The sequence below is a fragment of the Acinetobacter sp. EKM10A genome (assembly GCF_011075215.1).
Lineage (GTDB): Bacteria > Pseudomonadota > Gammaproteobacteria > Pseudomonadales > Moraxellaceae > Acinetobacter > Acinetobacter baumannii.
This window is the reverse complement of sequence record NZ_JAALLK010000003.1, coordinates 15,187-30,593: the sequence shown is the minus strand read 5'-3', so window position 1 is coordinate 30,593 and position 15,407 is coordinate 15,187. Positions and strand designations below refer to the sequence as shown.

Annotated in this window: 16 protein-coding genes and 1 pseudogene; 11 read left to right on the top strand and 6 right to left on the bottom strand. The window is 38.6% G+C overall.

Annotated elements, in window-relative coordinates:
• Positions 1 to 112: 112 nt before the first annotated feature.
• The 3 genes and pseudogenes from G9371_RS19195 to rplT form a co-directional block, all read left to right on the top strand.
• Positions 113 to 244 (top strand): annotated as a pseudogene (locus G9371_RS19195) (hypothetical protein); the annotation flags it as partial.
• Entirely contained in the window at positions 232 to 426 is a 195-nt protein-coding gene (rpmI, locus tag G9371_RS04840; protein WP_001096359.1) for a 50S ribosomal protein L35, read from the top strand. The pseudogene G9371_RS19195 and the gene rpmI, both read left to right, overlap by 13 nt.
• 11 nt (positions 427 to 437) lie before the next feature.
• Positions 438 to 797: a 50S ribosomal protein L20 gene (gene rplT / locus G9371_RS04835; protein WP_000124858.1), complete on the top strand. Its 360-nt coding sequence runs from the start codon at positions 438 to 440 to the stop codon at positions 795 to 797.
• Between the two features lie 45 nt (positions 798 to 842).
• Here rplT and G9371_RS04830 read toward each other — a convergent pair whose 3' ends face one another.
• The 3 genes from G9371_RS04830 to G9371_RS04820 all read right to left on the bottom strand — a co-directional run bounded on the left by G9371_RS04830 (position 843) and on the right by G9371_RS04820 (position 3,999).
• Positions 843 to 1,934: an ImmA/IrrE family metallo-endopeptidase gene (locus G9371_RS04830; RefSeq protein ID WP_029423655.1), complete on the bottom strand. Its 1,092-nt coding sequence runs from the start codon at positions 1,932 to 1,934 to the stop codon at positions 843 to 845.
• Positions 1,935 to 1,954: 20 nt separating this feature from the next.
• A complete protein-coding gene (locus G9371_RS04825) occupies positions 1,955 to 2,569 on the bottom strand; it encodes a hypothetical protein (RefSeq protein ID WP_029423656.1) in 615 nt (204 codons plus the stop codon).
• 428 nt (positions 2,570 to 2,997) lie between these two features.
• Positions 2,998 to 3,999 (bottom strand): hypothetical protein, encoded by a 1,002-nt coding sequence (locus tag G9371_RS04820; protein WP_024438103.1) that lies wholly within the window; start codon positions 3,997 to 3,999, stop codon positions 2,998 to 3,000.
• 157 nt (positions 4,000 to 4,156) lie between these two features.
• On the opposite strand from G9371_RS04820, the gene pheS reads away from it, so the two are divergent.
• The 3 genes from pheS to G9371_RS04805 are packed head-to-tail and all read left to right on the top strand — an operon-like array spanning position 4,157 to position 7,845.
• Positions 4,157 to 5,137, top strand: coding sequence for a phenylalanine--tRNA ligase subunit alpha (gene pheS, locus G9371_RS04815; RefSeq protein WP_000050952.1), 981 nt, complete (start codon positions 4,157 to 4,159; stop codon positions 5,135 to 5,137).
• A gap of 33 nt (positions 5,138 to 5,170) precedes the next feature.
• Positions 5,171 to 7,552: a phenylalanine--tRNA ligase subunit beta gene (gene pheT, locus G9371_RS04810; protein WP_029423657.1), complete on the top strand. Its 2,382-nt coding sequence runs from the start codon at positions 5,171 to 5,173 to the stop codon at positions 7,550 to 7,552.
• Positions 7,549 to 7,845 (top strand): integration host factor subunit alpha, encoded by a 297-nt coding sequence (locus tag G9371_RS04805; protein ID WP_000126166.1) that lies wholly within the window; start codon positions 7,549 to 7,551, stop codon positions 7,843 to 7,845. The genes pheT and G9371_RS04805 overlap by 4 nt, the downstream gene beginning before the upstream one ends.
• 171 nt (positions 7,846 to 8,016) lie before the next feature.
• Here the strand turns inward: G9371_RS04805 and G9371_RS04800 are convergent, their stop codons facing one another.
• Entirely contained in the window at positions 8,017 to 8,268 is a 252-nt protein-coding gene (locus tag G9371_RS04800) for a hypothetical protein (protein ID WP_000897673.1), read from the bottom strand.
• A 94-nt stretch (positions 8,269 to 8,362) separates the two neighbouring features.
• Here G9371_RS04800 and G9371_RS04795 point away from each other — a divergent pair, with 94 nt between their 5' ends.
• Positions 8,363 to 8,488 carry a hypothetical protein gene (locus G9371_RS04795; RefSeq protein WP_002127429.1) on the top strand — a complete coding sequence of 42 codons (126 nt, stop codon included), beginning with the start codon at positions 8,363 to 8,365 and terminating at the stop codon, positions 8,486 to 8,488.
• A 194-nt stretch (positions 8,489 to 8,682) separates the two neighbouring features.
• On the opposite strand, the gene rho is transcribed toward G9371_RS04795, so the two are convergent.
• Both rho and trxA read right to left on the bottom strand, forming a co-directional pair.
• Positions 8,683 to 9,951, bottom strand: coding sequence for a transcription termination factor Rho (gene rho / locus G9371_RS04790; protein ID WP_001054522.1), 1,269 nt, complete (start codon positions 9,949 to 9,951; stop codon positions 8,683 to 8,685).
• Between the two features lie 321 nt (positions 9,952 to 10,272).
• Complete coding sequence (gene trxA, locus G9371_RS04785) at positions 10,273 to 10,599, bottom strand: thioredoxin (protein ID WP_001276875.1); 327 nt, start codon at positions 10,597 to 10,599, stop codon at positions 10,273 to 10,275.
• Positions 10,600 to 10,878: 279 nt separating this feature from the next.
• On the opposite strand from trxA, the gene ppx reads away from it, so the two are divergent.
• From ppx to proC, 4 genes are read left to right on the top strand one after another with little or no spacing between them, the layout of a single operon-like run.
• Positions 10,879 to 12,399, top strand: a complete 1,521-nt coding sequence (gene ppx, locus G9371_RS04780; protein ID WP_001279273.1) for an exopolyphosphatase — start codon at positions 10,879 to 10,881, stop codon at positions 12,397 to 12,399.
• A gap of 18 nt (positions 12,400 to 12,417) precedes the next feature.
• Positions 12,418 to 13,239, top strand: coding sequence for an acetyl-CoA carboxylase carboxyltransferase subunit alpha (locus G9371_RS04775; protein WP_000710403.1), 822 nt, complete (start codon positions 12,418 to 12,420; stop codon positions 13,237 to 13,239).
• Positions 13,176 to 14,579 carry a tRNA lysidine(34) synthetase TilS gene (gene tilS / locus G9371_RS04770; protein ID WP_071543235.1) on the top strand — a complete coding sequence of 468 codons (1,404 nt, stop codon included), beginning with the start codon at positions 13,176 to 13,178 and terminating at the stop codon, positions 14,577 to 14,579. The genes G9371_RS04775 and tilS overlap by 64 nt, the downstream gene beginning before the upstream one ends.
• Positions 14,551 to 15,387 carry a pyrroline-5-carboxylate reductase gene (proC, locus tag G9371_RS04765; protein WP_086374558.1) on the top strand — a complete coding sequence of 279 codons (837 nt, stop codon included), beginning with the start codon at positions 14,551 to 14,553 and terminating at the stop codon, positions 15,385 to 15,387. The genes tilS and proC overlap by 29 nt, the downstream gene beginning before the upstream one ends.
• Positions 15,388 to 15,407 lie beyond the last annotated feature (20 nt).

Sequence of the window (15,407 nt, the reverse complement as noted above, 5' to 3'; positions counted from 1 at the left end):
GATAATTTGCCCATATTATAGGGGTAAATAAGCAGCGATGCTGAAATTATTGCCGATTATATTCATCTAAAAAAGAGATAGGTTTTTCTCATTTCTAAAGGGATTAATTTAAAAAAAATCTAGGAATAGTTTTAATTTTAGTCAGCATACTATAAAATACGCGCTTCCTTACCTGCAGGTCGATTTTGCAATGGTGCAATCGTGCCGAACAGGTGCCCAAAAGAGGTTACTATGGCTAAGTTAAAAACTCGCCGTGGTGCAGCTAAACGCTTCAAAGCGACTGCAAACGGTTTTAAGCGCAAACAAGCATTCAAGCGCCACATTTTGACCAAAAAATCTGCTAAGCGTATCCGTCAATTGCGCGGCTGTGTAATGGTTCACGTAAGTGACGTTGCTTCAGTTCGTCGTATGTGCCCATACATCTAAGGAGATTATAAATGGCTCGTGTAAAACGTGGTGTAGTGGCTCATCGCCGTCACAAAAAAATTCTTGCTCGCGCTAAAGGTTACTACGGTGCCCGTTCACGCGTTTACCGCGTAGCGTTCCAAGCGGTAATCAAAGCTGGTCAATACGCTTACCGTGACCGTCGTCAGAAGAAACGTCAATTCCGTGCTCTATGGATTGCGCGTATCAACGCTGGTGCTCGTCAAAACGGTTTGTCTTACAGCCGTATGATCGATGGCTTGAAAAAAGCTCAAGTGATCATCGACCGTCGCGTATTAGCTGACATCGCTATGCATGATGCAGTAGCATTTGCTGCTTTAGCTGAAAAAGCTAAAGGCGCATTAGCTGCATAAGCTTAGAGATTCAAAAAAAGACCGCTTTTTAGCGGTCTTTTTTTATTATAAAACTCTTAAGTTATGTTTTATTTTGGGAAGTTTCATACCAGTTAACTTTTCTAATAATTGTGTTGATATTTTTAATTTATCAGCAATTTCTTCTGTTGAAATGCCATCATCTAACATGATATTGATAGCATCTTGTAGTAAAGAGGGAGTCTCTAGAGTCATATCTGGATCTTCAATTTCTTGTTTAGCTTCACCAGAAACTCGTAGATGAATAATGCCTGTCTTATATTGATTTTCATTAATTAGATTAAGCTGTTTGGCTCTATATAGAATTGCAGCTTTACTAATTCCCCAAATTTTTTTGAACTCGCTCATTTTTTTCCAATCAAATCTCCCACCTCTAAATAGAATATGGAAATTTGTTCTAAGCATAGATTGTGGTAATAGAAGTGAACTGGCAAATCTATGAGCTTGGGACTCAGTCAACGTATCTCCAGTAGTAACACCATTATGAAGAACCATATGACCAACTTCATGAGCTATATCAAAGCGTTGGCGGCATACACTCTCTTTACTAGTATTTCTGACAATAATGGGTCTTTGGCAAACTAAAGATAGCGCATCAACTTCAGCAGAGACCGAATCAAAATCCGTAATAATTATTCCTATATCTTCACAGAATTCAGTTAAGTTGGGAATTGGAGCTAAACCTAAGTTGAAGTTCTGTCTAAAATTATCAGCAATCTTTTCAATTTGATCTCCTGTTAGTAGGGTGTGGTCAATTTCCTCTGCACTAATTGCATACTCAGGCAAGTTAACATTTGTTTCAATAAACCTAATTAGACGGTTTAATTGTTCAGCTCGAGCTATCACAATTTGTTTTGCAAATTGTCTTGAGGTTTTTAGACTTCGGAAATGAATCTGATCTTCTTGCAAAGGTGAGTGAACTTGATAGAAGAATTCTTCTTTGACATTAAATAAGTTACATAAGCTTTTTAATAGATCATCAGTTGGATAACTAAGACCAGTTTCAAGCTTATGTATATATTGTTTAGATTTTTCAACTTTAATCGCAACGTCTTCAAGAGATAACCCATTGAATAACCGAAGCAATTTTAGCTCTAAGCCGTTAAAAGTGTTAAACATCTTATAACCTAATTACTATTTTAGATCTCATTTGATCCACTCTCTTTGCGGTGTTTACTTGATAATTTTCTAGATCGTTTATTGTTATTACCATCAGGAGTGTATAAATCATCAGAATAAATTGCAGGGACGAAACTAGAAGAATTATATTCCCAAAATGAAACTATATTTTTATTAGCGTCATAGCTAACAAAAACAACTGTTACAAGTGGAATTTCATCTTCATCGAGAGAATACATTAAGTAAAAATTTGAAAATACGGGTATACCTATTTCTTCATTAAATAAACTAAGTTGAGGCTGTATAGTGGATACAAAAGCCCCTTTTTTTGTTGGATGGAAATAATCTTTTTCTTCAAAAAATCTGCAAGGAGTTTGTCCAATTTGGAAAATGAATTTATTGGTTCTATTTAAAACTTTTATATCAAAAGGGCATTGTTCATCATTGAACTCGCGAATAAAACAATTATGTGTTCGCTTAAAAAACATTGTACCGAAAGTATAGTTATCATCATCAATATCTCGAGTATCTTTGAATGTTTTATCAAAGCTTTGAAACATTAACTTTGAAATATAAGTTAATTTATCGTCTGTTAACTCTTTATCAAATGTTGATGGATGAGGGTATTTGACCATATATAACGTTCCGAATTTAGTAAGGAAAAATCCTAAGTAGCGAACTTTTAATTTATTTCAATTTTTTAAAAACGTCAACTTAATTGCTTCATTTTTTCTATTTTGTCACCTAAGTTGTTATAATTTTTAAAAAAGCATAGGAATTATTCTGTATAACTTAAAAATTTTAGATTTAACTTTCTGATTAAGTTAAAAAATTTATTAATAATTAACTTGCCTAAGAAATTGGAAAAATGCAGTTAGATTGTCGGTAGTATCGAGCAATAAAGGAAATTAGGAATTAATCCTCCATAATCTTATAGGTAAAGAGTTATGGAGGAATGCATTATTTTGCTACAAGAAACTTACTCAAATATAGATATCTTTTTAATCTATAATGAATCCAGTTATCTCACGATGCATGAAAATGGTTTGAACTTATATTAAATTTAAAGACCAAAATAATAAGCTAAGGCACAAATAATTATTGTCAGAACAATAAGCTTGATTACCCCTGTTCCTCCAGCCTTATGATGAGGTGCTTTTAAATGAGTTGCGGACTCATTCGTTGCATCAAAAGGAGAGGGTTTTTCAACAGGTTTTAATTGAGCTGTTTGATAATGATTGGCTGCTTTCACAATAAGTTTTGCAAATAGGTCGTCAGTTTTGTGGGTGAAATTTCTTAAGTTAATAATTTGTTCTTGGTCTAAGTCTTCCCCTAAAGGATCATTTGCGGTGCGTTTTTTTTGCTCTAAATAATCTGATAAAGCCTGAGTGCGGTAGAGGAGTTGATGTGCACAATCTGCTGGGTAGCTTTCAGGAATAAGAGCAAGAGTTGGTTGATGCTCTACCGAAATTTGATGTGTTGACCCATCAAAATATTTTTTCTGAAATTCTGGTTCTTCAAAACCTGCTGCATACTTACTTCGAAATAACTCAGTTTCCATAAAGTCTGAAATTTCGTCCCATTGAGGTGCTTTTAAGTCAGCTTCAACTTTCTTAGATAATTTTTCATTCAATTCAAAACGCCAGAAAGTCTCTAAGCGTAAATCGCTGCGTTGAGTCAGAGGCGGCTCAAACTCGTTATCGCTGCTGTACCATTCGGCAAGCTCATGTCCAAAAATCCATGCGATTTTCTTATTATTTTGATGACTTACAATAAAATGAGCATAAGGTAAAAGCTCGACATTACTATTCGGGTTTTGCTCTTCATTTAAAATAGTAGATAGGTGAAGAGAGATTTGAGTCGTCCCTTGTTTTTTGAGTGCTTCTAACCAAACTTGGAAATGTTGAGCAAGTAAATGTTGTGAAATTAAGTCACGAAATTGAAAACTATGCTGGTCAAAAATATGATGTTGTCGCCATTGGCTAAAACTTAAATTCTGACGTAGGTATTCATTACCATAGGTCACAAGTGTAAGTTGTTGTTTCCAAATCTGATTAAGCGCCATAATAATTGATCTCATTGACGATGCTATTATTTTATACGTTTTATCTTTTTGTTGCCTAATACATTTTTCATGATGGATAAACTTCATCAATACGGTGAAAAACTGTTAGAATGCAGTGTTTTATTATATTTTTAAATTTGTTGCTTTGAGAGTTACTATGTCACTGGAAGCCCTGACCACAGAAGCGCTTGCTGCCATTGCAGCAGCTCAAGACCTTGTTGCACTTGATCAGGTGCGTGTGCAATTTACAGGGAAAAAAAGCCAGCTTGCAGAACAATCGAAAGCATTAGGGAAAATGGACCCTGAAGAACGTAAAGTACAAGGTGCTGCGATTCATGCTGTTCGAGAAACAATTAATAACGCTTTAACTGAACGTCAAACAGCATTACAACAAGCTGCACTGGCGCAAAAATTAGCAAGTGAAACCATTGATATTACTTTGCCAGGCCGTGGACAGCGCATTGGTACAGTTCATCCTGTTACTCAAGTGCAAGAACGTATTTGCCAGTTCTTTACTAAAGCTGGCTTTACGGTTGCTACAGGACCAGAAGTTGAAGATGACTATCATAACTTCGAAGCATTAAATATTCCTGGGCACCATCCTGCACGTGCTATGCATGATACTTTCTATTTCGATGCAAACCATTTGTTGCGTACGCATACTTCTGGTGTGCAAATTCGTACTATGGAAACAAGCCAGCCGCCAATTCGTATTGTATGTCCGGGCCGTGTATACCGCTGCGACTCAGATCAAACGCATTCGCCAATGTTCCATCAAATTGAAGGTTTGTACGTTGCTGAGAACACCAGCTTTGCTGAATTAAAAGGTTTATTGATTAACCTACTGAATGAATTTTTTGAGAAAGATTTAAAAGTACGTTTCCGTCCATCATATTTCCCATTCACAGAGCCTAGTGCGGAAGTGGATATCATGGATGAGCGTGGACGTTGGTTAGAAGTATTAGGCTGTGGCATGGTACATCCAAATGTATTGCGTGCTGCGGGGATTGATCCTGATAAATACAAAGGCTTTGCTTTTGGTTTAGGGGTAGAACGTTTTGCAATGTTGCGTTATGGCATTAATGACTTGCGTATGTTCTATCAAAATGATGTGCGTTTCTTACGCCAATTTGCCTAACATTTTTTCAGGATTAAATAAGGTTTTATAAAGATGAAGATTAGCGAAAATTGGTTACGCACATGGGTTAACCCAGCAATTGATAGCGATACATTATCTGATCAGTTGACTATGCTTGGTCTTGAAGTAGATGAGCTGGCACCTGTTGCTAAGCCATTTACTGGCGTTGTAGTTGGTGAAGTCCTAACAGTTGAGCAGCACCCTGATGCAGACCGTCTGCGTGTAACAACAGTGAATATTGGTTCAGGTGAGCCTTTACAAATTGTATGTGGTGCTCCTAACGTTCGTGCTGGAATGAAAGCACCTGTGGCAACTATTGGTGCAGTATTACCGGGTGATTTTAAAATCAAAAAAGGTAAGCTTCGTGGTGTCGAGTCACAAGGCATGTTGTGCGGTGCTTCTGAAATTGATCTTGAAGATAAAATCGATGGTTTGCTTGAGTTACCTGATGATGCTCCAGTAGGGGTAAACATCCGTGAATACTTAAAACTTGATGATAATGTCATCGATATTAGTATTACACCAAACCGTGGTGACTGCTTTAGTATTCGTGGTATCGCACGTGAAGTTGCAGTGATTAACCAACTGCAAATGAATGAGCCTGAAATCAAATCAGTTGATGCGACAATCACTGATGAGAAAAAAGTAGTCATCAGCACTGATGGTGCTCCACGCTACTTAGGACGTGTCATTAAAAATGTAAATGTTAAAGCTGCGACCCCTGAATGGATGGAACAGGCTTTAGCACGTTCAGGAATTCGTACTCATAGTATTTTAGTTGATGTAACGAATTACGTCCTCATGGAATTGGGTCAGCCAATGCATGCTTTCGATTTAGCTAAAATCGAAGGGACTGTACATGTTCGCCAAGCTCAGCCACAAGAAAAGTTACAGCTTTTAAATGATCAAGAAGTTGAACTACAAGATGATGTGATGGTTATTGCTGATGACCAGAAAGCACTAGCAATCGCTGGTATCATGGGGGGGCTAGCATCAAGCGTAACTGATGATACGACTGATATCTTCTTGGAAAGCGCATTTTTTGCTCCGCTTGCGATTGCTGGACGTGCTCGTCGCTTTGGTTTACATACAGATTCTTCACAACGTTATGAACGCGGTGTAGATTTTGAATTGCCGTTAATTGCGATGAACCGTGCTTCTCAGCTTATTCAAGAGTTGGCGGGTGGTGAGTTCGGTCCAATTACTGTAGCTGAAAAATCTGATTTACTTCCGAAACGTGAAGCGATTGAACTTAAGCAAGCTCAAGTAGACCAGTTGTTGGGTTACAAAGTAGCGGCAGAGTTCATTACAGATGCGTTAACTCGATTAGGTTGTGAAGTCACTGTTCAAGCGAATGGTGAATGGAGCGTAGTTCCACCATCACATCGCTACGATATGGCAATTTATCAAGATTTGATTGAAGAAGTTGCACGTATTGATGGTTATGACAATATTCAGATCAGCTTACCAAGTATGGATGTTCAACTTGCTAAGTACCAAGATCGTTTTGAAATCGCGCAGTTACGTCAAACGGTAGTCACTTTAGGGTATCAAGAAGCGATTAGCTTTAGCTTTGCTGATGCAAAACTTGAAAAGCAATTGAACCCGCAAGTAAGTCCGTTAATGTTGGCAAATCCAATCTCTAGTGATTTGGCTGCAATGCGCAGCACATTGCTTTCGAGTTTAATCCCTTGTGTACAATATAATTTAAACCGTCAGCAAAGCCGTGTACGTTTCTTTGAACTAGGTTTACGTTTTGATTATCAAAATGCTAATTCTATTCAGGATCTGAAGCAAATTCCTACATTGGCTTTAGTTGCCGTAGGTTCTCGTGAACCTGAATCATGGCATGCTAAGCCACAGCCAATGGATTTCTTCGATTTTAAAGGTGAAGTAGAAGAGATTTTAGCTGCTGGACGTGTCAAAGTTGAGTATGTACGTTCAGAGCGTCCATGGTTGCATCCAGGGCAATCTGCTGAAATCTTAGTTGATGGCCAATCAATTGGTTACTTGGGCCGCTTGCATCCATCTTTAGAAAACGAACTAGATTTGAGCACAACTTGGGTTGCCGAGCTTGATCAGGCTGCTGTTTTGCAATCTTATGTATCTAATTTTACAGAATTATCACGTTTTCCTTCGGTTAGACGTGATATTGCGCTTTTAATCTCTGATAATATAAATGTTAGAGATATTCAGCAGTTAATCGAAAAAACTGGTGGAGAGCTTTTAGACTCTACTTGGTTATTCGATGTGTATACGGGGCAGGGTGTCGAAGAAGGTAAACGCTCATTAGCGTTTGCGTTATTATGGCAACATCCTTCACGTACGCTTGAAGATGCTGAAATTAAATCTGGTATGGACAATATAATCCAAGTGTTGGAAAACACTTATCAAGCGACATTGAGGGCCTCATGACAGCACTAACTAAAGCAGACATGGCTGATCATTTAAGTGAGTTAACCAGCTTAAATCGCCGTGAAGCAAAACAAATGGTCGAGTTGTTCTTTGACGAAATTAGCCAAGCGCTTATTGCGGGCGAGCAGGTTAAGCTTTCTGGTTTCGGTAATTTCGAGCTTAGAGATAAACGCGAGCGTCCAGGACGTAATCCGAAAACTGGCGAAGAAATTCCGATTTCTGCACGTCGTGTAGTTACCTTCAGAGCGGGTCAGAAATTTAGACAACGCGTTGGAAATGAGCAGATCGATTGATCTGCTTTTTTATTTATGACTTTAAATAAATCTAGAATAAATTTTTCTTAATATTAGAAAAGTATACTTAGCCATTAATACATCAAATCTATTTTTGATGCGTAAACATAAAATTTAGGTATAAAAAAAGAGGACAAAATGTCCTCTTTTTTCGCTAATCTAGAGTATAGATTAGTGTGCAGCAGAAGCAGCAGCAGTAGCTTCAGAAGCAGCAGTAGTAGCTTCAGAAGCAGCAGCAGCAGTTTCAGAAGCAGCAGCGTCAACAGCTACAGCAGCTTCAGAAGCAGCAGCAGTAGCTTCAGAAGCAGCAGCTACAGCTTCAGATGCAGCAGCAGCAGCAGGAGCTTCTTCTTTCTTAGAACAACCAACGAAAGCTAAAGTAGCAGCAACAGCAGCAGCAACAGCGAATTTTTTGAATAACATGGCATCACTCTCACAAAAAAGATTTGAGATTAAAAAAACCTAAGTTGGACTGTTTTGCTTTTATTATTCCTAAAACGTAGCTAGGTAACAACGCATGGAGCAGTCTAACTGGTCTGCCGCTATGCTATCACTGCAAATGTTGAAATACTACTGTTGGCTGTCAAAAAAGATCGGGAAAAGAGTGAAAAAAGCCTGTTTTTTAACAGAAAAAAACAATTAATCAGCTGAGATATATTGGAAAAGGTATAAGTAAGCTACTAAAAAACATGGCTTTTTTATATTAAAAATATTTGTTTTCAAAAACTTATAAATAATTTTACATAAAAATCAGCAAAATGTATTTTTGTGTAAAGCTTGTCAACCAAATAAAAAAGGCCACTCAATAGAGCGGCCTTTTTAGAATAAATAATATGTTTATGTTGAAGCTTTACGTTTCATCTGATCAAAGAAATCATCATTTGTTTTGGTTTCTTTCATACGATCAAGTAAGAACTCCATAGCCGCCAACTCATCCATAGGGTGAAGAAGTTTACGGAGAATCCAAACTTTACGTAATTTATCTTCATCCATTAAACGTTCTTCACGACGTGTGCCAGATTTCTTAATATTCATGGCAGGGAAGACGCGTTTTTCAGCAATACGGCGATCAAGTGTAATTTCTTGGTTACCTGTACCTTTAAACTCTTCGTAAATTACATCATCCATTTTACTGCCAGTCTCGATAAGAGCAGTAGAGATGATTGTTAAAGAACCGCCTTCTTCGATATTACGAGCAGCACCGAAGAAACGTTTTGGACGTTCTAAAGCATGTGCATCCACACCACCAGTTAATACTTTCCCTGATGAAGGAATTACTGTGTTGTATGCGCGGGCTAAACGTGTAATGGAGTCAAGTAAAATCACGACGTCCTTTTTGTGCTCAACAAGACGTTTTGCTTTTTCAATGACCATTTCTGCAACTTGTACGTGACGTGCTGGTGCTTCATCAAATGTTGACGCAACGACTTCACCGCGTACAGTACGCTCCATCTCGGTTACTTCTTCTGGGCGCTCATCAATTAATAAAACAATAAGGAAAACTTCCGGATTGTTTCTCACAATAGATTGAGCAATGTTTTGAAGTAACATTGTTTTACCCGCTTTTGGCGGAGCGACAATAATAGAACGTTGACCTTTACCGATTGGTGCAACTAAATCGACTACACGCGCGGTCAAGTCTTCTGTTGTACCATTACCAAGTTCCATAACCAGTTGTTCGGTCGGGAAAAGTGGAGTTAAGTTTTCAAATAAAATTTTGTTACGTGAATTTTCTGGTGTGTCATAGTTAATTTGATTAACTTTGAGCAAAGCAAAATAACGCTCACCTTCTTTTGGTGGACGAATGGTACCTGTGATGGTGTCACCTGTACGCAAGTTAAAGCGTCGGATTTGTGAAGGACTCACATAAATATCATCCGGACCAGCTAAATACGAACCTGCGGCAGAGCGCAAAAAACCAAAACCATCAGAGAGAATTTCAAGAACGCCGTCACCAAAAATTTCTTCGCCATTCATCGCATGGCGTTTCAAGATGGCAAAGATAATATCTTGCTTTCGGTTACGAGCCATACCTTCAAGGCCCATAAATTCAGCAATTTTAATTAGTTCGCCGATTGGTTTTTTCTTGAGTTCAGTTAAGTTCATAAGGGTCAGAATTAGGAAAGAGTAGAGTGTGGTTTAAAAAGAAGAAAAATCGCTCGCATACAAAAAAGAGTATCGCAATTGTATTTACACAATAACAATTCAGAAGTCTGATTAACTGTTTCGAAGAGAAATGTGAAAAAACAATTTCTGTTGCCGAGTGGCGATCTTTATGTTTGTGTCTTGTAAGAAGCCGGACAGAAGACGATTCCCTTCAGTGCCTCTTGAGCATGCAATATAAGTGAGATCAGCTAATTTGTCAATTTATAGCCGAAAAAAATACGCTATAAAGGTATAGCGTATTTTCATCTGTAACGTTACGTCTTAAACGTTTTCGTCAATGAAGCTAACGAGTTTAGAACGAGGCACAGCGCCGATTTGCTGAGCTACTACTTCACCATTTTTGAAAAGTAATAGAGCAGGAATATTACGGATATTGTATTTCACTGCCGTCTCTTCACAAGAAGTCACGTCAACTTTAACGATTTTTACTTTACCCGCATATTCACTTGATAAATCTTCAAGAACAGGTGCAATTGCTTTACAAGGTGCACACCAACCTGCCCAAAAGTCAACAAGTACAGGTGTTTCAGCATCTAGAACATCTGCTTGGAAGTTATCATCAGTTGTATTTACAATAGTCGCAGACATGGTACGGCTCCAATTTTTAGAAAAAAGTGCTATCACTATAGGAGGAGATAATCTCTATCAGTATTACATAGCTACTTAGTTCAATGTAAGGGTTTGATGCTATTATTCAAGGCTTAAGTAAAATTGTCTAATGGATGCTGACGATATTCATCATCGGCTTGTACAATCGTTTAACAAATAGAAAAATATCAAAGGCTATTAATTGTTGATGAAAATGGCTTTTCAATTGCATTCTTGTGAATTACTCTAGGCGTGAATTGTTATGGGTTTAGTTCAATAATGTCTGACTTTCTGATTGATGAAGAATTACTTGCTGCCATAGATATGGGGTCGAACAGTTTTCACCTTGCCATTGCACGGGTAGATCACGGTGAAGTTAAAAAAGTGGCTTCAATGTCAGAAAAAGTACAGCTTGCAGCTGGTCTTGATGAAAATAAAAACTTAACAGAAGCAGCACAGCAACGTGGTTTAGCCTGTTTGGCTCGTTTTGTTGGGCGTTTAGGCTCAGTTCAGCCTAACCGTTTAAGAATTGTGGCGACGAACGCTTTGCGTCAGGCTAAAAATGGACATGAGTTCATTCAAAAAGCTGCTGAAATTTTACCTAAACCTATTGAAATTATTGCAGGCCGTGAAGAAGCACGCCTGATTTATCTTGGTGTATCACATACGATGGCCAATGGTGGACGCCGCTTAGTGGTTGACATTGGTGGTGGATCTACCGAGTTTATTATTGGCGAAGAATTTGAGCCAATTTATACTGAATCATTACAAATGGGTTGTGTAGCCTATACAAAAGCATATTTTGCCGATGGTGAAATCACACAAAAAGCATTTGATAAAGCAGTTGTTGCTGCGCGTAAAGAGCTTTCAGCAATCGCCACCACTTATAAGATGGAAGGGTGGGATACTGTTGTAGGTTCAAGTGGGACCATTAAAGCTTGCCGCCAGATTATGGTGAATATGGGGCTAAGTGACGAGCAAGAAAATGTCACACGTGAAGGTCTGCATAAACTTAAAGATAAGTTACTTAAGTTCAAAAATATTTCTGAAATTGATTTTGAAGGACTTCGAGAAGACCGACGAGCAGTTTTGCCAGCCGGATTGGCAATTTTGTACGCTGTTTTTGAAGTTTTAGAAATTGAACGTTTGGCATATTCTGATGGTGCATTACGTGAAGGAGTCATGTATGACCTGTTAGGCCGTTTTAAGCATGAGGATATCCGCGACCGTAGTGTACAAGCGTTAATGGGACGTTATAACGCCGATCCGAAACAGGCAGAACGAGTTGTAAATACGGCTCAACACTTATTTGACAGTGTCGCTAAACCGCTTAATTTAACGAGTGAAGACAGTGACTTACTGCGTCGTGCAGCATATTTGCATGAAATTGGTTTAGCGATTAGTCATGGTGGCTATCATCGTCATGGTGCTTATTTATTGCAACATTCCGATATTCCTGGTTTCTCACAAATTGACCAAAATCATCTTTCACATTTGGTTGCTCATCACCGCCGTAAATTGCGAAATGATGTAAAAAATGAAGTTTTAAAGGCTGGCGGTCATAAATTAGTTTATTTAAGTTTGTTACTTCGCCTAGCAGTTTTACTCAACCATAGCCGCAGTGATCAGATGCTTCCTGCCATTGAATTGACCATCATAAATGATCAACAATGGCAACTTAGTGTTTCTGGTGATGCCAAACAATGGCCATTGTTAGTTGCCGACTTGCATGATGAGCAAGAGCAGTTTAAGCATTGGGACATTGAATTGAATATTCAGTCGGAAAAATTTATCGATTAAAGGGATAATATTCGACCTATGAAAAAAGCTACTCAGTCCAAAGCGTGGACAACGGTTCAAATTGCACGTCATCCTGAACGTCCGCAGTTTCTAGATTATGTCGGTGAAATCTTTACAGAGTTTGATGCATTGCATGGTGATCGTTTGTTTGGTGACGATGGTGCGATGGTAGGTGGTCTTGCTCGTTTTGACGGTCAACCTGTGATGGTCATTGGACAACACCGTGGTCGTAGTACCCGTGAAAAATTAAAGCACAACTTTGGTATGTGTAACCCAGAAGGTTATCGTAAATCTCAGCGCCTTTTAGATATGGCTGAGCGTTTCAATCTACCAGTTTTCACCTTTATTGATACTATGGGTGCATATCCGGGTGTTGGTGCTGAAGAACGTGGTCAGGCAGAAGCAATTGCGACTAGCCTTGCTCAACTTTCAAGCCTGAAAGTACCTGTAATCGCAACAGTACTTGGTGAAGGCGGTTCTGGTGGTGCTTTAGGTATTGGTGTTGCTGACAGAGTGATTATGTTGTCACATAGTATTTATTCTGTGATTTCGCCTGAAGGCTGTGCATCTATTTTGTGGAAAACTGCTGAGAAAGCAGCTCAAGCGAGTGAAGCTTTAGGTTTAACAGCAGATAAACTACAATCGCTAGGTATTGTTGAATATGTAGTAGATGAAGGTGAAGGTGCGCATTTAGATCCTGAGCGTGTGATGCAAAACTTAAAAGTAGTTTTAAAGCAGGCTTTGGATGAATTGCTACCAATGGATGCAAATGAACGATGCGAAGCACGTTATCAACGTTTAATGAAGTTTGGCAGCGAAAATTTAGGCATGGCGTCTTAAAGCAAGCTCAAGAGTTCTCTGAAAAAAGTTCTTTTCTTATTGGATGTAGTGGTGGCATGGATTCAATGCTACTGCTACATTTAATGGCTCAAATTTTCCCTCAAAAGATCCGAGCAATTTATATTGATCATCAACTGCAAGATCAAAGTGCAGAGTGGGCGGAAGTGGTTGCCACACAGGCAACAATATTAAATATTCCTTATATTATTCAAAAAGTTCAGATCGCAAACGGCAATCTGGAAGCACAAGCACGTCAAGCGCGTTATCAAGCATATCAGCAACATTTACAAGAAAATGAAATTCTGTTGCTTGCTCATCATCAACAAGATCAGGCAGAAACAGTTATTTTGCGATTATTGTCAGGTGCGGGAGTAGATGGACTTGCTGCGATGCAGGCTATTGATTACCGTAAAGATATGACAATTTGGCGCCCCTTTTTGGATTTAACACGTGAGCAAATCGCCTTATGGACTGCTCAGCTTGAAGTTAAATATATTGACGATCCAATGAACTATGACAACCATTACGATAGGGTGTGGTGTCGTGAAGCACTGTGGCCATTTTTAACAAGCCGTTTTCCAAAAATGCAGCAAGCTTTGAGCCGAACCAGTTATCTGATGCAAGATGCTTCTGAAATTTTAGAAAAAGTTCTTAAAGATGATTGGCAATATTCTGGTTCAGCTGACTATTTAGATTTAACGAAATTATCCGAGTTATCTTTTGCGCGGCAGCGCCAGTTACTTTCTGCGTGGATGAAAGGCCAAGGGCAATATCGACCTGCATTTGAAATGGTCGAACGGCTAAGAGCAGAAGTTATTGAGTCTAAGTCAGATGCTCAAGCCGCTTTACATTGGAACCAGTTTTACTATGTCCGTTATCAAAATATACTCTATAGGTTGAGTAAACAGATTTATTTCGCTGAAACTTTAAATCCGGTTGATGCTGAACTAGAGCATTCATTTAAATTAGAAGAAAGATGGCAGGGCGCAGCTGGACTATTCCATGTTGAGTGTAAAAAAATTGGTTTAAGTCATTCTTTATTGAATAAAAAATTAAAAATCATTCGACGTCAAGGTGGGGAAAAGATTCACCTATATGGTCGTGTTGGGCAATGGCCTTTAAAAAAAGCAATTCAAGAAGCACATATTTTGCCTTGGCTTCGTCATACAATTCAAATATTAGTCTTAGATAATGTTATGCTTGGGGTTTTTACACCGAAAGGATTTTGGTTGGCTCAGTCTCCATATTGTGAGGAAGGAGGGTGGCAACCAGATTTAATTTCTCATTCTTGTAATCTGGTAAATGGCGAATATAGTTATGGCAACAGCAGTGAATTGTAATATCTGTTTTATTGGTGGTGGTAATATGGCCCAAGCATTAATTGGCGGGCTCATTTCAAGAGGATTACCACCAACACGTATTACCGTTTCAGATCCTGTCGAACAAATTCGTCAACTATTGCAAGAAAAAGAAGTTCATGTAACTCAAGATAATACGGCTGCTATCCAGAATGCCGATGTAGTTGTTCTTGCTGTAAAACCACAAGTTCTGGCAAATGTTCTACGTCCGTTAAAAGGTTTATTATCGGATAAATTGGTTATTTCGATTATTGCCGGTGCGGAAATTAAGACAATATCAAATTTGATTGATAGTGAACGTATTGTGCGAGTTATGCCAAATACACCTGCATTAGTTCAAACTGGTGTTCATGGTATTTACGCGACTGATGTGGTTGGTGCCTCGGACCGTGAATTAACGAGTCAGATTTTAGCAGCAACTGGTTTAACAATTTGGGTAAACTCCGAAGCTCAAATTGATGCGGTAACGGCAGTTTCAGGTTCAGGCCCGGCTTATTTCTTCTACCTCATGGAAAGTATGATTCGTGCAGGTAAAAATTTAGGCTTGGATGAAAAAGTTGCAACTGCTTTAACTCTTCAAACAGCATTAGGTGCAGCTCAAATGGCAATTACGAGTTCAAATACTCCGTCTGAGCTGCGTAAAAATGTGACGTCACCGAATGGTACAACCCAAGCTGCACTTGAAGTTTTTGATCGTGCACAAATCTCTCAAAATATTCAATCTGCATTAGCTGCTGCACAGAAACGTAGCCAAGAATTGGCTCAAGAACTGAGTGACAGTGCAAAATAGCTTTAATAGGATAAGACAAC

What these genes read in the sequence shown, in the direction of transcription:
- G9371_RS04825 (WP_029423656.1), bottom strand. Translation starts at nt 2,569, where the DNA reads ATGGTCAAATACCCTCATCCATCAACATTTGATAAAGAGTTAACAGAC.
- G9371_RS04820 (WP_024438103.1), bottom strand. Translation starts at nt 3,999, where the DNA reads ATGGCGCTTAATCAGATTTGGAAACAACAACTTACACTTGTGACCTAT.
- rho (WP_001054522.1), bottom strand. Translation starts at nt 9,951, where the DNA reads ATGAACTTAACTGAACTCAAGAAAAAACCAATCGGCGAACTAATTAAA.
- pheS (WP_000050952.1), top strand. Translation starts at nt 4,157, where the DNA reads ATGTCACTGGAAGCCCTGACCACAGAAGCGCTTGCTGCCATTGCAGCA.
- G9371_RS04775 (WP_000710403.1), top strand. Translation starts at nt 12,418, where the DNA reads ATGAAAAAAGCTACTCAGTCCAAAGCGTGGACAACGGTTCAAATTGCA.
- G9371_RS04795 (WP_002127429.1), top strand. Translation starts at nt 8,363, where the DNA reads ATGGAGCAGTCTAACTGGTCTGCCGCTATGCTATCACTGCAAATGTTG.
- G9371_RS04830 (WP_029423655.1), bottom strand. Translation starts at nt 1,934, where the DNA reads ATGTTTAACACTTTTAACGGCTTAGAGCTAAAATTGCTTCGGTTATTC.
- pheT (WP_029423657.1), top strand. Translation starts at nt 5,171, where the DNA reads ATGAAGATTAGCGAAAATTGGTTACGCACATGGGTTAACCCAGCAATT.
- ppx (WP_001279273.1), top strand. Translation starts at nt 10,879, where the DNA reads ATGTCTGACTTTCTGATTGATGAAGAATTACTTGCTGCCATAGATATG.
- G9371_RS04805 (WP_000126166.1), top strand. Translation starts at nt 7,549, where the DNA reads ATGACAGCACTAACTAAAGCAGACATGGCTGATCATTTAAGTGAGTTA.
- G9371_RS04800 (WP_000897673.1), bottom strand. Translation starts at nt 8,268, where the DNA reads ATGTTATTCAAAAAATTCGCTGTTGCTGCTGCTGTTGCTGCTACTTTA.
- rpmI (WP_001096359.1), top strand. Translation starts at nt 232, where the DNA reads ATGGCTAAGTTAAAAACTCGCCGTGGTGCAGCTAAACGCTTCAAAGCG.
- tilS (WP_071543235.1), top strand. Translation starts at nt 13,176, where the DNA reads ATGCGAAGCACGTTATCAACGTTTAATGAAGTTTGGCAGCGAAAATTT.
- rplT (WP_000124858.1), top strand. Translation starts at nt 438, where the DNA reads ATGGCTCGTGTAAAACGTGGTGTAGTGGCTCATCGCCGTCACAAAAAA.
- trxA (WP_001276875.1), bottom strand. Translation starts at nt 10,599, where the DNA reads ATGTCTGCGACTATTGTAAATACAACTGATGATAACTTCCAAGCAGAT.